Genomic DNA, 19138 nt, shown 5'->3' on the forward strand with positions numbered 1-19138 from the left:
GGAGGACCCATGACGATCTTCGCAGCTCCTGGGCAGGATGGCAGCCCGGTCACGTACAAATCGCGCTACGAGCACTACATCGGCGGCGAATGGGTGCCGCCGGTCAAAGGCCGGTACTTCGAGAACCCGACGCCGGTCACGGGACAGAACTTCACCGAGATCGCCCGCGGTACGGCGGAGGACGTCGAGGCCGCGCTGGACGCCGCGCACGGCGCCGCGCCGGGCTGGGGCCGGACGTCGCCGGCCGAGCGGGCGAACATCCTGAACAAGATCGCCGACCGGATCGAGGCCAACCTCGAACTGCTCGCGGTCGCCGAGAGCTGGGACAACGGCAAGGCCGTCCGCGAGACGCTGGCCGCCGACCTGCCGCTGGCGATCGACCACTTCCGGTACTTCGCCGGCGCGCTCCGGGCCCAGGAGGGCTCGGTGTCGGTGATCGACGACGACACGATCGCCTACCACTTCCACGAGCCGCTCGGCGTCGTCGCGCAGATCATCCCGTGGAACTTCCCGATCCTGATGGCGGTCTGGAAGCTGGCGCCCGCGCTGGCGGCCGGCAACGCCGTCGTCCTGAAGCCGGCCGAGCAGACCCCGGCCTCCATCCACGTACTGATGGAGCTGATCCACGACCTGCTGCCGCCGGGTGTGGTGAACATCGTCAACGGGTTCGGCGTCGAGGCCGGCAAACCGCTTGCCTCAAGCAACAGAGTCGCCAAGGTCGCGTTCACTGGTGAGACCACGACCGGCCGGCTGATCATGCAGTACGCGTCCGAGAACATCATCCCGGTGACGCTCGAGCTCGGCGGCAAGAGCCCGAACGTGTTCTTCGCCGACGTCGCGTCCACCCGGGACGACTTCTACGACAAGGCGCTCGAGGGCTTCACGATGTTCGCGCTGAACCAGGGCGAGGTCTGCACCTGCCCGTCGCGGGCGCTGATCCAGTCGTCGATCTACGACTCGTTCCTGACCGACGCTGTCGGGCGCACCCAGGCGATCAAGCTCGGCAACCCGCTCGACACCGACACGATGATGGGCGCGCAGGCGAGCAACGACCAGTACGAGAAGATCCTCGCCTACATCGGGATCGGCAAGGAAGAGGGTGCCCGGGTGCTCACCGGCGGCGGTCCCGCGGAGCTCGGCGGGGACCTGGCCGGCGGGTACTACATCCAGCCGACGGTCTTCGAGGGCGACAACAAGATGCGGATCTTCCAGGAGGAGATCTTCGGCCCGGTCGTCGCGGTGACCAAGTTCGACGACTACGCCGACGCGATGAAGATCGCCAACGACACGCTGTACGGCCTGGGGGCGGGGGTCTGGTCGCGCGACATCAACACGGCGTACCGGGCCGGCCGGGAGATCCAGGCCGGGCGGGTCTGGACGAACAACTATCACGCGTACCCGGCGCACGCGGCGTTCGGCGGGTACAAGAACTCCGGCATCGGCCGCGAGAACCACAAGATGATGCTCGACCACTACCAGCAGACCAAGAACCTGCTGGTCAGTTACAGCCCTTCGAAGCTCGGGTTCTTCTGAGCCCGTGGTGGCGAAGGTACTGCTCACCGACGAGGCGGCGCAGTGGTTGCGCCGCCTGACCGGGATGCACGGTCCGCTGATGTTCCACCAGTCCGGTGGCTGCTGCGACGGCAGTGCGCCGATGTGCTACCCGGACGGGGAATTTCGTACGGGGTCGGCGGACGTGCATCTCGGTGACCTGGTCGTCGACGGCGTGCAGAAGCCGATCGGCTTCTGGATGTCCGCTAACCAGTACGAGTACTGGAAGCACACCCAGCTCACCGTCGACGTGGTGAAAGGCCGCGGCAGCGGCTTCTCGGTGGAGGCCCCCGAAGGCATCCGCTTCCTGATCCGCTCCCGCCTCTTCACCGACCAAGAGTCCGCAGAACTAGGACTCCTCTGAACGAGTGCCGACCGTCCGGTGGCGTTGCCGGACGGCCGGCACTCCCTACGTCTTGGGTACGGCGGCGAGTGCGATCTGCCGGATGCGCGCCAGGATCTCCTGCGGCGTCTGGCGCAGGTTGATCGGAGCGGCGACGACCTCGACCTCCGTGTTCTTGATCCGCCGCCGGATGTCGTTGCCGCCACCGGCGTAGATCAGCCAGGCGACCGGAACCTGGAGGGACGTGCAGTAGGCGAGCATCTGGTAGTGGTCGGCGTTGGCGTCCCTTCCCGTGCCCGACGCGAGTTTGTACTTAGCGTCGAAGACGACGTCCGGGATGCCGGCCTCGTCCCGATGGACGGCATCCACCTTCATGAACACATCGCCATGGGGGCCTCCGGTCCGCCCCGTGGCCCAGTCCCCGTCGCCGGTCAGATAGGCGCCCAGTTGGCTCTCCAGGTGTCCGGGGCAGTTGGCCAAGGCCTCCCTGAGAGCAACCGTCACGAAGTCCTCGAAGACCTCCCACATCACGACAACGAACGCGGACATCTCGACGCCCTCCGCCGACACCCGAGTGGAACTGTGGCGCAGCAGAACCTCGGCCAGTCCCAAGGCGGGCTGGTATCGATCGTTGAGGCGCGAGGGTTGCCAAGCCGGAGCGGGCGTGCCCGGCAGCAGCCGGGTCACACCGGCGAACCTCGCAGCGAGGTGGAGCAGCCTGCGTCGGGTCTCGGGCTGCAGGCGGGGTACGCCGAGCATCAGGTGGATCGCGGCGAGCAGGATCTGGTTCTCGGCGATGTCCGGGCTGAACTCGTCGTACCTCACCTCGATCGGTACGACCGAGCCGGGCCGGCGGCGTAGTTGGTCCTCGAAGGCAATCCGTCCGCGGACCGTCAGCAGCGCTTCCTGCTCGGTGCGGTAACCCTGCAGGAGCCCCATCGTCAACGCTCGCTCGACGGACGCGACGAGCGACTGTGCCATCGCCGGCCACAGATCGCCGTACGTCTCGGCCGTTACTGTCTCGGGCCGGAAGCCCGGGTTCCTGGCGTAGCCCAGGAGGAACAGCAGGTGCGCCACCCCGAGTCTCTGCTTCGGGATCACCTCGATCTGGAGATCGTCGAAGCGCACGGCGCCGACTCGCCCGTTGGGCAGCAGGCGGTAGATCCCGGTGCCGGCAGGGCGGATGTCGACCAGCCCTGATCGGCCGAGTGGGGCCGCCTGGTCGGGACCCAGCCGGACCTCGATGCCCTCGGCATCGAGCTCGTCGAGCCTTTCGTACCGGAAGCTCATCAGGTGTCCGCGTCGTCCGGACTCGGGCCTGCCGCGGTCCGTTGCTCGATCCGTGTCCGCAGCGTCGCAAGGCCGAACTCCTGATCGATCGTCTCCGGGGACTTGGTGCCGTAGAAGTGTTCATGGAGCAGCGGCAGGATGTCGTAGCGCCAGACGAGTTCCAGCGCACCCGGAGCATCCAGCCCTTCCCGCATCAGGTACGACGGACCGATATGCAGGTCGTGACCGGGTTGTCCCATGGCCGAATTGAGCTCCGCGAGGAGCTCGACGCGGTCGTCGGTCAGCTGCTCACGTTTCGCGAACTCGGCGAGCACCCCACGCACAGGCTCCCGTCGCGGGTGCATCTCGTAGAAGGGGAACCGGCGCCGGATCGCCGCGTCGACGAGGGAGATCGAGCGGTCCGCGGTGTTCATCGTGCCGATGATGAACAGGTTGTCGGGAAGGCTGAACGGTTTATCCGGCCGGTACTGGAGCCGCACGGTCTCCTCGCGGTACTCCAGCAGGAAGTAGAGCTCGCCGAACACCTTGGCCAGGTTCGCGCGGTTGAGTTCGTCGACGATGAGTACGTAGGCATTGTCCCGGTTCTCTGCCTTCGCCGCCTCGGCTGCCAACAGCTTGAGGGGGCCGTCCTGGAGGGCGAAGTGCGGTTTGCCGTCGACCTCGACAGGACGGAAGCCCTCGAAGAAATCTTCGTACGCGTAGGAAGGGTGGAATTGCACGAGTCGGACTCTGCTGGGATCCTGCGCGCCCGCAAGCCTCTCGGCGAGCCTTTTCGCGACGTAGGTCTTGCCGGTGCCGGGCGGTCCATAGACGACCAGTTGCCGGCGCCGGTTCAACAGGTCGACCAACTCCTGGAGAGGGGCGACGGGCATGTACAGCTCGTCGGCGAGGTCCTTCGACACGGCCGGCAGCATGACCCGTTGCGGTGGCTTCCCGACGGCCGGTGTGGCGGCTTCGTCGTCCAGCAGGGCGGTCAGGAGATCGAGCACCGCCGTCAGATCGACGACGTGGCCCTCTTGTTCCAGGGCGGCACCGAGTTTGGGCGGGAGGCCCCCCAACGGTGTCCGCGCCGACCAGAGAACCGGCCGGGTCAGCGCGGACGGGGACGGGCCGTCGTCGGGTGACGGCTCGTCGACTGTGCCGAGGATGAGTTGCTCGTCGGTCAGGGCAACCACTAGGTCTTGTGGCTGTAGGCCTTCGAGGAACGTGTGATAGGCGACGGCGAGCTCTTCGCGTTGGGAGGGCGCCAGGTGTGCGTAGCCATCGCTCACGAGGCGCGAAACCGCCTTGGCAGTCATGTCGGAGGCCAGGGAGAGCCCGGCCTCGTCACGGAGATCGACACAGCTGTCCTCGACCCACCTGGTGACGTCGGCAGGCGCGTCCGAGCGGATGAGCCAAGCCCGCGGTCCGGAAGGCGAACCAGGCCGCCAGCGGTTGATGTAAGGCGGGTCGTACCACGAGTGGAAGTTCTTGTTCTTCCGTTCGTGCAGCGTTCGGAGCGCCACCAGATCGCGGGTGATCTCGTCGTCGTGGTCGCCGCTCGGCTCCCCGATGTCGGCGATCAGGCCGTTCCGGATCCGCCGCCGATGATCCGCGCTGACGATCGACGGGAAGAGGCCGGGCCACGCCAGGTACTCGATGGCGTAGCGAATGGAGGGCGAGTCGTCGGGAACGCCGGTCGTGATCTCGCGGAAGGCGAACGGGTCCCGCAGCGCCTCGTCGACGACTTCCGCGGGTTGCTCGAGCCAGTGGAGCACGAAGCGGGAGAGCCACTGCAGGTGCTCCGGGGCCTTGACGTGGTAACCCTGCCCGCCGGCGAAGGCGTGGCCGTCGTCCAGCGCGGCCACCTGTGGCTCGGGCAGACCGGGTGCGCCTGACATCGAGGCGAGGATGGTCCCGATGCGGTCGATCTTGGTCGAAGCGTTCATGTCGTGCAGCGGCGCGTCCCTGACGTAGAGGAGTTCGGCTGCGAGACAGAGCACCTCGTCGCGTGCCCCCTCGAGCTGCTGGACCAGCCGTTCGAAGAAGCGCAGACCGCTCTCGCCGGTCGTGAAGCGGTAGGCCAGATCCTGCGCAGCCTCGACGGACCAGCTCCGTACCCCGGTGACGAGAGCCGACCTCTCCCCGCGCAGCCCGGCGGACAACACTTCCCAGGCCCCACTCTCCATAATGGGACTGACCCCGGTGCCACGCTCGACCCGCACGTCGCCAGTGGCGCCCGTACGCCAGTGCTGCAGCTCGGCGCTCCTCATGGGCGGCCAAGTGTCCGGTGGCGCCCACTTCAGGACAACCCAACCGAGGCCTTGAGCGTCCAGCCGGTCCCGGAGCTGTGGACGCTCGTCGCCCCACCTCTCGAGCAGGCCGTCGCAGAGCGACAGCAGGGCCGAATAGCGCTCGCCAGGCGACGAGCCGGGACGGTCGCCTACCCTTGCGGCCCAGCCCGTTCCAAGGGCCGGTCGGTACGGCGGGTACGCGGTCGGGTCGACCCCGAGCAGCAGGCAGGATGCGAAGACCGTTCGATCGCCCGGACTCACGTACTCACTCCAGCTGCCGAGCTCCTCCGCGAAGGCGTCGACGGCATCGACCACGCCGGCCGAGTGGAGTTGCCCGAAGGCTGCCCGAACCTCATCGGGGTGGTCCTGGATGCGGTTGCGCAGCCACGTCTGAGCGAATGGATCGACGAAATTCCCTGCTGCGGCCGCGTGCCGGAGCCGCTCTGCCCAGTCAGGGCTCCCGGCTGTACAGGCCGCGCCCGCCGCGGCCCACTTCTCCGCCGCCTTCAGCTTGTAGTCGCGCTCCTCTGTGTCCAGGTCGATGTCCTCGACGAGCTCGCGGGCCCACCGCAGAAACGGCTCCCAGCCGGCACCTTGCGCCGCACCTTCGCGTTTGGATGCGTAGTAGCGCCGGCTGACCTGGAGCCAGAGTTCGTCCGCTGACAGTTCGTGGAGTGCCTCCGCCCCGCTGTCGGTCAGCGCATAGGCCTGGTTTTCGTCGCGGGTGAGCCAACCGCCGAAAGTGGACCACGACATCGCGGCGTTGGCAGCAGTCCGCCAGCGGACCTGGCCGCTGGCGTTCGCACTCAACTCCCGTTCGGTGAAGTCGATACGCTCGGCGACCCGCGACAGTACATCCGCGCTGCGCATCGGCCCTGCGCCCGACGCCAGGACCTGGTAAACGGTGCGGGTCAGGAGCCCGCGGCGTACCCCGTCGTTTTCACCCGCGTCGACGTCGCTCATTCCCCGACCATAACGGCGATCGAGCGCTTCCTCACCCATCCCCGAGTACGGCGCGGTAGATCGCCGAGCTGTCGCGGTTCTTCGTGCTGTCCTTCAGTTGCAGGATCCGCAAACGCTGCTCGTCGGCAGCGTCCCGGACGCGCAGCGCGTCAGCCACATGCGGGCGCTCGACCACGTGGAGCCAGAAGGTCAGGTCGATCTTCCAAGTTTCGGTGTGCAGGACTGCATAGAACCGTTCGTCGGTGAGGGCCGGGGTCGGGCGGCGGTCGGCGCGCTCGTCGCGGAAGTCGACTGCGCGCAGTGGCACCCGACGGTCCAGGGTGATCAGGCCGTTCAGGATGGTTGCGGCGTTCGCGTCGGGGGCGTCGAACATGACGTCGAGGTCGCGCTCGACCATCAGGCCGGAGAGGGCGCTGCCGATCAGGACCGGCTGCCAGGGGAAGGCGGTGCCGAGGTCCAGGGCCCGGTAGAGGGCCTGAGCCTCGGCCTGCAGCGTTTCGGCACGGTCGACGAGGGACATGCCTCGACGGTAGGGGTCAGGTTGTCGGGATCACCAAGGGTTTTCCGGGCACGATCGGGGCGTCGATCGGGTAGGCGGCGCTGTCGACCGTGATGGTTCGCAGGTCGAGGTGGCCGGCTTGGCAGGTGACGGTGAGAGCGCCTGAGGTGTAGGTGGCGGTCGCCCAGCCGGTGTTGGTGACGAACGGGGTGCTCCAGGACTCCGTCGTGCGGGCCAGGTCGAGTGGGGCGAAGGTGATGGTCTTGGTGATCGCGTTGTAGCGGTAGCCGGTGAGGGCTTCCAGGACGGACCAGCCGGCCGCGTTGCGGATGTAGTGGTCGCCGCATTCGATGGGGTTGAACGGGTTGCGGCGGGTGCCGTCGTATCTGGCCCAGAGGCCCTGCAGGATGGACATGCCCTCGTCGGTGAGGCCTTCGTAGAGGCAATGCGCGGCGACGTGGTACTCCGAGCCGGTCCAGACCTCGTCGCAGTACCGCGTGGGTACGTCGGGGCGACCGCCGTGCGGCCAGGTGCACATCAGGAGGCCGGTGTCGTCGCCGTCGGCGAAGACGCGGTACGGGTGGTCGAAGTCGTGGAACCCGGTCCGCAGGTTGTGCCGGACGACGTTGCGCAGCGCCGTACGGACGTGGTCCTCCGGGAGCAGGTGGCCGAGGTCGAGTTGGTGTGCCCACCACTGACCGATCAGCTGGTCCGCCAGGCAGCCGTCGCCCCACTGGAAGTCGCGAGTCTCGTCCGGGTCCAGGATCTGCCGGTAGTACTCGCCGGTGAACAGCAGCTCGTCGTACGCCGTGCTGCCCGCGTCGAACAGGCTGCGGTACTCCTTGGCGTCCTCGCCGAGCAGCACCGCCATCTCCTCAGCAGCACGCAGCGCGGCCAGCCACAGCGTGCCCATGAACGAGTTGACGCCACACAGGTCGATGTCGTGCGTGCTGGGCTGGATGCCGCGCAGTACGCCGTCCTGCAGCCACTTGCCGTGGATGTGGTCGAGCAGGCGTACGACGTTGGGCCAGCGACTGCGCAGCCAGCCCAGACCGGCTCCTTGGCGCACCTCACGGTATGTCTTGAGTACGGCGCCGAGCATGCCGTCCAGTGCTGGCTCCTCCGGGCCGCCGATCACCACGTCCCACAGCTGCTTCATGTAGAGCGGTGCGCGGACCCGGTGCGGGATGTAGCCCTCCGGCGCCTGCATGACGTCGTACTCCGTGTCACGCATGTTCTGCTCGAGCGACGGGAAGAGGCGGGAGAGCGTCTGCTCGTAGTTCCAGACATGTGTGCAGTTGAGTGGGCAGGAGCCGCCGTACCGGCCGCCCCACATTGCCGTGGACGCACCGAGCACACCTTCGAAGCCCAGTACGTCGCCGGCCGCGGTCTGGAACACGGTTGGACTCCGTACGTCGGCCACGAGCGCAGCGAGCCGCGGGCCGGTCTCGCCGGGCAGGCTGCTCGACTCGAACGCCTCGGTCCACGCTGTGGTCTGCGCGTGCAGCTCGGACCAGTTGGCGATGAAGGAGTCGGCCGCGGCGACGGCGTCCGGCGTACGACGGGTGTACGCGTTGCCCAGCCAGAAGCGACTGTGGCCGTACTCCGGGTGCGGGCCGAACTGGTTGAAGTCGACATATCGGTTCGGGAAGTGCCACGCGATCAGGAACCGGACCTGCGTGGTCTCGCCCGGCTGGAGGTTGAACGGGACGGCCAGCCCGCCGTTCCAGGTGCTCCCTGGCGCACTGGCACCGGCCGCCGGCGTCACCGGCCCGTTGAGAAAGGCAACCAGCTCCTCGGCCCGAGCCCACTGCGCACACACCAGTCCCGGGCTGTCAGTGGCAAGCACCAGTTGCCCTGATCCGGGGTGGTCGACGGGCAGCGTGGCGTTCTCGAGCACCAGGTAGGTCCAGTTGGCTGCGTGCCGGACGCGGTTCGTGTTACCGCCGTACCCGCTGTTCGCTACCCCGTCGATGGGTGTGACGCCGTCCCAGCCGACCGAGTTCTGCAGCGCGCCGGCCAGCTTGCCGTGGATGGCGATCTCGCCCGGGTTGTGCAGCGTGAACGTGAACCCGACGACGGGCTGCGAGCTGGCCGCGGCGTCGGACGGCACCAGCGGGTTGAAGACGTCCAGGTCGAGCTCGATCGGCAGGTCCGTCTCGTAGTCCACATGTGCCTGTGGATACGTTGCGGTGACCTTGGTCGGGCCGATCGGCTGGATCACCTCCTGCAGTCGGCGCTCCACAGTCGGGACTATGTCGTCGGTGACCAGCGGGGTGTCGGTGGGCTCGGACGGTGGACCTTGGAGGAGGCGGATTGCATCCAGCGGAGGTTCCACGCGGGACAGGCGGAGTGCGAAGAAGCTGTCCGGCACGTGGCCCTCGTGGTTGCCGATGTTGTGCAGCTGCCACTGCCGCAGCGCACCGTTGCCGGCCAACGCGACGGTGCCGGTGCCGAGACCTCCCAGCGGGAGCGCGAAGTGTCGAAGGTTGTCACCGGTGTAATGCATGTTTCTCCGTCCATGTACCGGCGGAGGCGAACAACGCCACCGGACCGGGGGCGAGCAGTAACAGTGAAGCGGTCACGGAGGTGCCGAGGAGCAAGGCGACAAAGGTCAGTGCGAGTACGCCGAGGGGCACCAGCGGGGCTCGTGCTACCAGGTGCAGCGCCGTGAGCCAGAGCGCTTTACCGCGCAGCCCTGTGGTCACACGCAGGCTGAAGGCGTGACAGGAGCCGAGCAGGGCGAGCACAGTCGCGCAACCGCTGACAGCCAGTGGGATCGCGAAGACCGCGCCGGAACTGAGCTGCCAGTTGAGCAGCGCCAGCGCGGCGATGACGGCCGGCACACAGGCGACCTCAAGGCCGGCCAAGGCGTGATGCTTGAGGTTCTGGAGTAGGAGCAGGACGCCCCCGCGATCGTCCCGGACGATGGAGTCGGTCGTCGCGGTCACGGCTGCCCACGCCGGTCCGACCAGCAGAGCGCCGAGCAGAAGGCTGATCGGGGACAGGCCGGGGCTGACGAGGACGACGAGGCCGGAGGACAGGCAGACCACGACTCCTGCGGCAACCAGGACCGGGAGCTCGTGCCACAGAGCCTTGAATGCCCGAGGCAGGAAGGTCATGCGCGCAGGCCCGTCGACGCGATCGACGCGATGAAGGAACGCTGGAAGATCAGGAACAGCACGAGGATCGGCAGGACGACCAGGGTGATGGCGGCGAACAGTACGACGGCTGGGCCGCCGCCGACCGCGCCCTGCAGCGAGACCAGGCCGACCGGAAGGGTCATCTTCTCCGGGGACGACAGGAAGATGTACGGCCAGAAGAAGTTGTTCCACGACGCCTCGAACACGAAGATCCCGAGCGCGGTGAGCCCGGGCCGCGCCAGCGGCAGGATGACGCGGAACAGGATCCAGAAGTGCCCGGCGCCGTCCATGATCGCCGCCTCGTCCAGCTCGCGCGGGATCGACGCGATGTACTGGCGCAGGAAGAAGATCCCGAACACGTTCACCAGCGCCGGCAACCAGATCGCCACCGTCGTGTCCACGAGATGCAGCCAGCGCATCATGATGAAGATCGGTACGACGGTGAGCTGCACCGGCACCACCAGCGCCGCCAGCAGCACCGAGAAGATCTGGTCCCGCCCGGGGAACCGCAGCCGGTTGAACGCGTACGCCGCCAGCGCGCTGGTCAGCAACGCACCGGCGGTCGTGAGGACCGCGATCTGCAGGCTGTTCCACGCCATCTGCGCGAACGGGATCAGGTCCGGAACCTGCTCGAAGTTCTGCAGCGTCGGCGGCCGCGGAATCCACCGCGGCGGCAACTGGAACGCGTCGATCGGCTCCGACAACGCGTTCACGACCAGCCACACCAGCGGCGCGATCATCACCACGCCGCCGAGCACCAGCATGAGGTCGAGCAGCTTCCCCTTCACTGGTGCACCCACCGGCGCGACAGGCGGAACTGCAGGCCGGTGACGGCCATGATCACCACGAACAGCACGAGCGACAGCGCCGCGGCGTACCCGACCTCGAAGGACTGGAAGCCCTTCTCGTAGGTGTATTGCACGATGCTGCGGGTCGCGCCGTCCGGGCCGCCCTGGGTCATGATCACCATCGGGTCGAAGATCTGGAATGCGCCGATGAAGGTGATCACGGTGGCGAAGAAGATCGTCGGCGACATCACCGGCAGCGTCACGCCCCAGAACCGCCACCACGCGTTCGCGCCGTCCACCCGGGCCGCCTCGTGCAGTTGCGCCGGCACGGTCTGCAGGCCGGCCAGCAGGATGATGAACGTGTACCCGATCGTGTGCCACCAGTCGACGGCGATCAGCGTCGGCAGCGCCCACGTCGGCGAGGCCAGCCAGTTCGTCGTCGACGAGAGGTAGTAGTTCGCCAGCCCGAAGGCCGGATCCAGGACGTACTTCCAGATCAGTGCGACCGCGGCCCACGACACCAGGAACGGGAAGAAGTACGCCGTTCGCACGAAGTACTTCGTCCCCCGCGTCATCGTCCGGTGGACGCCGAGCGCGAGCAGCATCCCGAACCCGATGTGGGTGACCACCGACGCGAGCGCGAAGACGAACGTGTTGAGCACCGCGCGGACGGTCGCCGAGTCGGTCACCAGTTGTCGGAAGTTGTCCAGGCCGGCGAACTCCGGCGTACTCAGCAGGTCCCAGTGGAACAGGCTGAGGCCGAACGCGGCGACCAGGGGGAGTGCGACGAAGACCACGAACAACAGGACTGCCGGGCTGATGAACAGGTAGCCCGGCAGCCAGTCGCGACGTTGGGGTTTCAGACCAATCCCTCCAGCGTCGTCTGCGCCTTTCCGAGCGCGTCGGCCGGCGCGGCGTTGCCGGTCAGGACCTGCTTCCAGCCGTCCTCGATCGCCCGCTGGATCGCGGCGCCCTTGTCCGGCGACGGGATCGGAGTCGCGTAGCTGAGCGCCTGGTACAGGTACTCGGTCCCCTTCGGCGCGTCGGTGAGGAACGACTGGCTGTTCGCGATCGACTTGCGCGCCGGGACGATGGTGCCGCCGAGCTGGGCGAACGTCGACGACCCTTCCTTGGAGATCAGGAACTTGATGAACGTCCAGGCGTCGTCCTTCTTCTTCGACGCCTTCAGGATCGGGTAGCCGTTCCAGCCGACCGGCGACCCCTGCCCGACCTTCGTGGGCCACGGCACGATGCCCATCTTCGCGGTCGCCTTCAGGTTCCGGATACTGATGATCGGCCAGCGGCCGCCGCCGAACATCGCCAGCTTGCCCTGCGCCGCCGCGGTGGTCGCGTCGAACGTGCCGCCGGGCGCCGGCGACAGCTTGTCCGCCACCAGCTTCCGGTTGAACTCCGCCGCCTCGATCACCTTCGGGTCGTCGTACGTCGGCGTCGACCAGTCCTCGCTGAAGCTGCTGGTGCCGTTCGTGAGCAGCCACGGCATGATCGCCGCGAAGTACTCCGGCCCGGCGGCGTACCCGAACGCGCCGGTCTTCGCCTTGATCTGCTCGCACGCGTGCCGGAAGTCGTCCCAGGTCCACTGCGCGGTCGGCTCCGGTACGCCGGCCTTCGCGAACAGCTCCTTCGAGTACCACATGCACATCGTGTTGAACTCGCCCGGCAGGTAGTACGTCTTGCCGTCGGTGGAGGCGTACTTCTTGTCCCATTCGATCAGGTTCGGGTCCATGTCGCCGTAGTACTCGTCGATCGTCGACTGGTCCTTCTTGATGTAGTCGTCGAGCGGCGCGAGCAGGCCCTTGGACGCGAACAGCCGCTGGCCCTCGGTGGCGATCTGGATGACGTCCGGCACCTGGCCGCCGGCGATCCGGGTGGAGAGCTTGTTGAAGAAGTCGCCCCAGTTCGACAGCGGGATGCCCTCGGCCTTGAGCTTGATCTCCGGGTGCTGCTCGGTGAACTTCGCGAACAGCTTGTTCCAGGTCGCCTGCTGCTCGGCCGTGCCCATGTAGACGAACGACAGCTCCTTGGTGGACGAGCCGCCGCCCCCGCTGCTGCCGCCTCCGCAGGCGGCCAGCGAGGCGGCGAGCGCCGTACCTCCGGTGGCTTGGAGGAACCGTCGCCGACTGAGCGGGGGGTGATCCATGAGCGGACCTCTCTCGCGGGAAATCGATTTCTCCGGAGCATAGTCCTGCGGGGTGAAACGGTGTCAAGGGTCGGGCGCCGGGAAACTCACGGGGAAACCTTCACTACGGCGCGAACGGTCGCGGGGCCCACGATCAAGCGCGAAAACGGTGTCCGCCGGGGCGGGTGTCATGGATCCGCCCATGACATTTGTCAGCGGTCCGATCGCTGGTATCCGTGCGCCCGGCAGGCGCACGATGCGATTACCCCCACATCACGCCGGCCTCCGCCCACCGGCCGAACGGGACCACGACGCGGAGGCCTGCCGAAACTCGAGGAGTCCAGTTGAGGCAAGGGATTCTCGTGTCCGCCCTGAGCGCCGGCGCACTGGCCGTCGTAGGACTGACCGCAACGGGAGCCGCAGCGGCCCCCACCCCGTACACCGCCGGGAAGCACGCCGCGAAGGTCTGCTCGGCGACCACAGCCGCGCACACCGCAGTCTGCGACGCGATCAAGCTGGTGAACGACAAGGGCGTCGCGCCCGCGTCCACCACACCGCCGTCGACCGGCCTGACGCCGAGCGGCCTCCGGGACGCGTACAAGCTGAACGGCCTGAGCGCCGGCGGCCGGACGGTCGCCATCGTCGACGCGTACGGCTACCCGAACCTGGAGCGCGACCTCGGTGTCTACCGGTCGCAGTTCGGGCTGTCGGCGTGTACGACGGCCAACGGCTGCCTACGGATCATCAACCAGACCGGCGGGACGTCGCTGCCGCGGTTCAACGCCGGCTGGGCCGGTGAGCAGGCGCTCGACGTCGACGCGGTCTCGGCCGCGGCGCCGGACGCCAAGATCGTCGTCGTCCAGGCCAATTCGGCGAGCTTCGCCGACCTCGGCACCGCGGTCGTGACGGCGTCCAAGCAGCCGGGTGTGGTTGCCATCTCCAACAGCTACGGCGGCGGCGACGCGTCCGACGCGACGTACGGCAGCTACTACAACCACCCGGGCATCGCGGTCACCGCGTCGACCGGCGACAACGGCTACCAGGGCGGCAGCTACCCGGCGTCCTCGTCGTACACCACGGCCGTCGGCGGTACGTCGTTGGTTGCCGCCAGCAACTCTCGCGGCTGGAGCGAGTCCGTGTGGAGCGGCGCCGGGTCGGGCTGCTCGTCATACAACACCGCACTCAGCGCCGCGTCGTCGTTCGACACCGGCTGCTCGAAGCGCGCCATGGCCGACGTGTCCGCGGCGGCCGACCCGTCGAAGGGCGGGATGGCGATCTACTACCCGACCAGCAAGACGGCGTCGACGTGGGCGCAGTTCGGCGGGACGAGTGAGGCCGCGCCGATCATCGCGGCGGTCTACGCGCTGTCCGGCAACACGGCCGGGTACGCGAACGCCTTGCCGTACGCCCACCCGGGCTCGCTGTTCGACGTGACCAGCGGCAGCAACGGCTCGTGCCCGACGACCCAGTGGTGCAACGCCCGCACCGGCTGGGACGGCCCGACCGGCCTCGGTACGCCGAACGGCGCCGGAGCCTTCTGACGAACACTGTTGGTGGTCGGGTCGTGGCTACGTGCAACGGCCCGATCACTAACGGTACTGTTCCGAGCACGAAGGACAACCCTCGACTCCACGACAATCCGGTGATTTCCCTTCCCCGGAACCCCCCTCGGAATTAGGGTCAGCCCCCGGGACGGGTCGTGGATGGCGACCCGCAGACACGAACTCCATGGAGATTTGCTGTGACAACATCACGCAGAGGGCGGGGGCTCCTGGCAGTCTCCGCCGTCTCCGCCGCCGCCACTGTGCTGGCGATGACCGCCGCTGGGGCAGACGCCGCACAGACGGCCGGTGCCGAGGGCAAGAAGCCCGCGCAGACCGAGAAGCAGGACGCCGGCAAGGAGCGGAAGGGCAACTACGACGCCCGGACGCCGAACGCCCGCACCACCTATGCCCGTTCCGCCAAGGTCGAGGGCAAGGAGACCGCGGCCGCGAAGAAGTTCCGCGACTCGCTCGGCACCCAGGGTGTCGTCGAGGTCGACCCGAACACCGGCACCCCGGCGCAGGTCACCAAGCTGAACGGCTTCCTCACCGGTAAGAGCGCCAAGAAGGCCACGGACGTTGCCCTCGGCTACGTGAAGGCCCACCCGGAGGTCTTCAAGCTTTCCGACGCCGACCTCGGCACGCTGAAGCTGCGCAAGGATTACGTCGACGACCTCGGCACCCACCACATCTTCTGGACCCAGGTGGTCGACGGCGTCGAGGTGTTCGGCAACGGCCTCAAGGCCAACGTCACCAAGACCGGCCAGCTGATCTCCGTGATGGGCTCGCCGGTCTCCGGCCTGACCACCGCCGCGCAGTCCCGGTCCGCCGCAGCCACGCCGAAGGTCTCGGCCGAGGGCGCGCGCAGCGCCGCGGTCAAGGACGTCGGCGGCAGCGCGAAGTCCGCGACCGCGAGCACGTCCGGTGTCAGCACGAAGTTCAGCAACGGCGACACCGCCAAGCGGGTGTGGTTCCACACCGCCGACGGTCTGCGCAAGGGCTGGCTGACCTACACCAACTCCGGCGGCACCAAGATCTACAGCCACGTCGTCGACGCCCAGACCGGCGCCACGCTGTACCGCAAGGACCTGGTCAGCGAGGGCAACGGCGACGCGCTGGTCCAGGACAACTACCCGGGCGCGCCCAAGGGCGGCACCCAGCGGGTCGAGAACCTGATCTACAACAAGTGGCTGCCCAAGAACGCGAAGACCCTCCTCGACGGTACGTCGGTCGCGGCCTGGGCGGACGTCAACGACGACAACCAGCCGAACGGCGGCGAGACGGTCAAGGTGCCCGGCACCAAGACCGGCGCCGAGTACAAGCTGACCCCGTTCCAGAGCGCGTCCTCGTTCTGCTCCACGTCGTACATCTGCACCTGGGACCCGGCGAAGCCGGACTCCTGGAAGACGAACATGAACCAGGACGTCACGAACGCGTTCTACCTGGCCAGCAACTTCCACGACTGGCTGGCGAAGGCGCCGATCAGCTTCACCCCGGCGGCCGGCTCGTTCGACGCCGCGGGCGGCGACCCGGTCCTGCTGAACGCGCTGGACGGCGCGGCCACCGCCGCGAACGGCGGCCCCGACGCCAACCACATCGACAACGCGAACATGTCGACCCCGCCGGACGGCACCCCGCCGACCATGCAGATGTACCTGTGGCACCAGCCGGGCGCGACCGACGAGCAGGACCCGTGGGTCCCGTCCAGCGGCGCGAACGACGCCAGCATCCTGTACCACGAGTACACCCACGGTCTGTCGAACCGCCTGGTCGTCGACGCCACCGGCAACTCCACGCTGAACAGCATCCAGGCCGGCTCGATGGGCGAGGCGTGGAGCGACTTCTACGCGATGGACTACCTGGTCTCGCACGGCCTGGAGAAGGACACCACCGCTGCGGGCGAGGTCCTCGAGGGCAAGTACGTCTCGCACGGCGAGCTGTTCCGTACCCAGGCGATCGACTGCCGGGTGAAGGCGGTCAGCCCGAACTGCGTCCAGCCCGACGGTTCGAAGGGCGGCTACACCTACGCCGACTTCCCGACCATCGGCGGCACGCCCGAGGTCCACGCCTCCGGCGAGGTCTGGGCACAGACCCTGTGGGACCTGCGCGAGCGCTTCGGCCGTAGCTACGCGATGAGCATCATCACCCGCGCGATGGAGCTGTCGCCGAACGACCCGACGATGCTCGACATGCGCAACGCGGTCGTCCAGGCCGACCTGGTCGCCAGCGGCGGCAAGAACGCCGACGTCATCTGGACCGTGTTCGCCAACCGCGGCATGGGCTGGTACGCCGGTGTCGTCGACGGCGGCGACGCCTTCCCGGCCGAGGACTTCCACAAGCCGCCGACAGGCGCCACCACGACGCTCAGCGGCACGGTGACCGACAAGGACACCGGCGCTCCGGTGGCCGGCGCGCTCGTCTACGTCGGCGGTCACTCGTCCGGCTACGCCGGCGACTACGCAGGCACCACGGATGCTGCCGGCAACTACAGCATCAGCAACGTGGCACCCGGCACGTACCCGAAGATCGTCGTGTCCGCACCGGGCTACGAGCTGATCGTCCAGTCCGTCAAGGTCTCCGCGGGCAGCAAGGCGAACTTCGCGCCGCGCCGCAACTGGGCGGCCGCGTCCGGCGGCGGTTCGGTCGTCGACTTCAACGGACCGGACTTCAGCTCCTTCAACTGCGGCCCGGGCGGTGCGATCGACAACGCGCAGGGCACTGGCTGGGGCAGCACCACCGGTGACGACAACGGCACCCCGACCAACCAGATGGTGCCGAAGTACGTCGACATCAAGCTGCCGGCGACGGTGACCGTCAGCGCGTTCAACGTCGACCCGTCCAACACCTGTGGCGACCCGGGCAGCGCCTCGACCGGTCAGTACCGGATCCAGACCTCGGCCGACGGCACCACCTGGGCCACCGCGGCCGAGGGCACCTTCGACGCCACCAACCGCGGCAAGTACAACCTGGTCACGCCGACCGGCAACACGACCGGCGTCCAGTACGTCCGCTTCTGGATGCTCAGCCCGCAGGTCCCGGACTTCCAGAACAACTGCCCCGCCGGCGCCTTCGGCGGCTGCCAGTTCACCGACATGACCGAACTCCAGGTCTTCGGCACCAAGTAACCCGCAACACCCCTCCCGGAAGGCCGGCCGAGCACCCGCTCGACCGGCCTTCCGGCTGTCGCGAGGGTGAACGCTGCAGGCAATCAGCCCACGCGTGCTCCAAGCCGCCCACATCATCGCTGCGCTTCTCAGCGCACCTGCTTCTCAGCGCACCTGCTTCTCAGCGCACCTGCTTCTCAGCGCACCTGCTTCTCAGCGCACCTGCTCCGCGGCCGCCTGCTCCGTCTCCGTGCTCTGCGCACGTGCTCTGCGCACGTGCTCCGCGCACACGTGCTCCGCGCACACCCACCCACCTCCGCTTGGCGCGGTGCATCTGCTCCCGGCCGGCGCCAGAGAGTTTCGGGCTATCACCGGAGTGCCGCCGGCGATCTGCAAGCTGGCGCTCGCGAGCGCCTGTCGGCGACCAACCGTCAAGTGGCGTGGCCGAACCCCGCATCCTGCGTGCACCTACCCAACTCGGCCGCCGGCCCGGTCACTTCCTGTGGCGCCGAACTGTGCGGGCTACTCACCGTCGCGCGTTCGCCGCCGCCTCGGTGTACCGATGCTCCGGGTACCCGGCTGAGGTCGAGCGCCCTGATCTGCCGACCGATGAGCAGTTGCAGGCGCCGGCATACTCGCTGGGGCGAGGGATGGCCTTCGTCGTGAAGCCGGCGGCGGCCCGGCGCCCCGGCCGCGCGGAGTGGCGTGACCAGAGGGACCGGGACCCCGATTAGGTTCTGAACCCGGAATGCCAGTAGTGTTCTTCCTGTTGGAGCGAAGCGGGACGCGAAAGCGGCCGGTCGCTCCGGCAAACTCCCTGAAGGTCTCGGAAGCCGAAACACGCCTCGGCGGGTTTCGGACGCTGAGTCGCGCAGGGGGGCTGGGTCGAAAAGAGCCGATTTGACCGGCTCGGGTCGAAACAGTAAAGTTTGGCGGGTTGCCCCGGAGCTTCGAACGAGAGTGCGAAGCGCGGTGTGCGTCCGATTCTTGAGAACTCAACAGCGTGCCGAAAGTCAATGCCGAAAGATGCATTAACCCTGTCCACAGGCGTTGAATGACTTCTCCTAGCCCTGGGTCTTTGATCTTGGGGTGTGGGTTGTTGTTTGTCTGTGGGTGGATTCCTTTGAAATTATTACGGATGACAAGCCAGTTAATGGTTTTGTTTCTGATTCAAAGGATCGCTTTTCGATTGTCGGCTTTCCAGCTTTGCTGGTTTGTCATATTTTTCAACGGAGAGTTTGATCCTGGCTCAGGACGAACGCTGGCGGCGTGCTTAACACATGCAAGTCGAGCGGTAAGGCCCCTTCGGGGGTACACGAGCGGCGAACGGGTGAGTAACACGTGAGCAACCTACCCTCAACTTTGGGATAAGCCTCGGAAACGGGGTCTAATACCGGATAATACTAGTCACCTCATGGTGGTTGGTTGAAAGTTCTGGCGGTTGGGGATGGGCTCGCGGCCTATCAGCTTGTTGGTGGGGTAATGGCCTACCAAGGCGTCGACGGG

The 19138-nt window shown here is 67.5% G+C and carries 12 protein-coding genes and 1 rRNA gene; 5 read left to right on the plus strand and 8 right to left on the minus strand.

Features of this window, described 5'->3' with window-relative positions:
• Positions 1-9 precede the first annotated feature (9 nt).
• Complete coding sequence (gene adh, locus ACWEOO_RS24490; RefSeq protein WP_452144973.1) at positions 10-1533, plus strand: aldehyde dehydrogenase; 1524 nt, start codon at positions 10-12, stop codon at positions 1531-1533.
• A gap of 4 nt (positions 1534-1537) precedes the next feature.
• Positions 1538-1915 (plus strand): DUF779 domain-containing protein, encoded by a 378-nt coding sequence (locus tag ACWEOO_RS24495; RefSeq protein ID WP_359935665.1) that lies wholly within the window; start codon positions 1538-1540, stop codon positions 1913-1915.
• Positions 1916-1960: 45 nt separating this feature from the next.
• Here ACWEOO_RS24495 and ACWEOO_RS24500 read toward each other — a convergent pair whose 3' ends face one another.
• The 8 genes from ACWEOO_RS24500 to ACWEOO_RS24535 form a co-directional block, all read right to left on the minus strand.
• Entirely contained in the window at positions 1961-3184 is a 1224-nt protein-coding gene (locus ACWEOO_RS24500; protein ID WP_452144974.1) for an McrC family protein, read from the minus strand.
• Entirely contained in the window at positions 3184-6420 is a 3237-nt protein-coding gene (locus ACWEOO_RS24505) for an AAA family ATPase (RefSeq protein ID WP_452144975.1), read from the minus strand. Before ACWEOO_RS24505 ends, ACWEOO_RS24500 begins: the two co-directional genes overlap by 1 nt.
• Before the next feature lie 31 nt (positions 6421-6451).
• Positions 6452-6940: a hypothetical protein gene (locus ACWEOO_RS24510; RefSeq protein WP_452144976.1), complete on the minus strand. Its 489-nt coding sequence runs from the start codon at positions 6938-6940 to the stop codon at positions 6452-6454.
• 16 nt (positions 6941-6956) lie between these two features.
• A complete protein-coding gene (locus ACWEOO_RS24515; RefSeq protein WP_452144977.1) occupies positions 6957-9428 on the minus strand; it encodes a GH116 family glycosyl-hydrolase in 2472 nt (823 codons plus the stop codon).
• Positions 9412-10041 carry a hypothetical protein gene (locus ACWEOO_RS24520; protein WP_452144978.1) on the minus strand — a complete coding sequence of 210 codons (630 nt, stop codon included), beginning with the start codon at positions 10039-10041 and terminating at the stop codon, positions 9412-9414. Before ACWEOO_RS24520 ends, ACWEOO_RS24515 begins: the two co-directional genes overlap by 17 nt.
• Positions 10038-10850 carry a carbohydrate ABC transporter permease gene (locus ACWEOO_RS24525; RefSeq protein WP_452144979.1) on the minus strand — a complete coding sequence of 271 codons (813 nt, stop codon included), beginning with the start codon at positions 10848-10850 and terminating at the stop codon, positions 10038-10040. The genes ACWEOO_RS24520 and ACWEOO_RS24525 overlap by 4 nt, the downstream gene beginning before the upstream one ends.
• Positions 10847-11647, minus strand: a complete 801-nt coding sequence (locus ACWEOO_RS24530) for a carbohydrate ABC transporter permease (protein WP_452144983.1) — start codon at positions 11645-11647, stop codon at positions 10847-10849. Before ACWEOO_RS24530 ends, ACWEOO_RS24525 begins: the two co-directional genes overlap by 4 nt.
• 62 nt (positions 11648-11709) lie before the next feature.
• The gene (locus tag ACWEOO_RS24535) at positions 11710-13008 is read right to left on the minus strand and encodes an extracellular solute-binding protein (protein ID WP_452144980.1); all 1299 of its coding nucleotides are present in this window, start codon (positions 13006-13008) and stop codon (positions 11710-11712) included.
• 323 nt (positions 13009-13331) lie between these two features.
• On the opposite strand from ACWEOO_RS24535, the gene ACWEOO_RS24540 reads away from it, so the two are divergent.
• The 3 genes from ACWEOO_RS24540 to ACWEOO_RS24550 all read left to right on the plus strand — a co-directional run.
• Positions 13332-14528 carry a S53 family peptidase gene (locus tag ACWEOO_RS24540; RefSeq protein WP_452144981.1) on the plus strand — a complete coding sequence of 399 codons (1197 nt, stop codon included), beginning with the start codon at positions 13332-13334 and terminating at the stop codon, positions 14526-14528.
• A gap of 272 nt (positions 14529-14800) precedes the next feature.
• Complete coding sequence (locus tag ACWEOO_RS24545; protein ID WP_452144982.1) at positions 14801-17653, plus strand: M36 family metallopeptidase; 2853 nt, start codon at positions 14801-14803, stop codon at positions 17651-17653.
• 1205 nt (positions 17654-18858) lie between these two features.
• Positions 18859-19138, plus strand: a 16S ribosomal RNA gene (locus ACWEOO_RS24550); the annotation flags it as partial.

The sequence above is a fragment of the Kribbella sp. NPDC004138 genome (genome assembly GCF_053603655.1).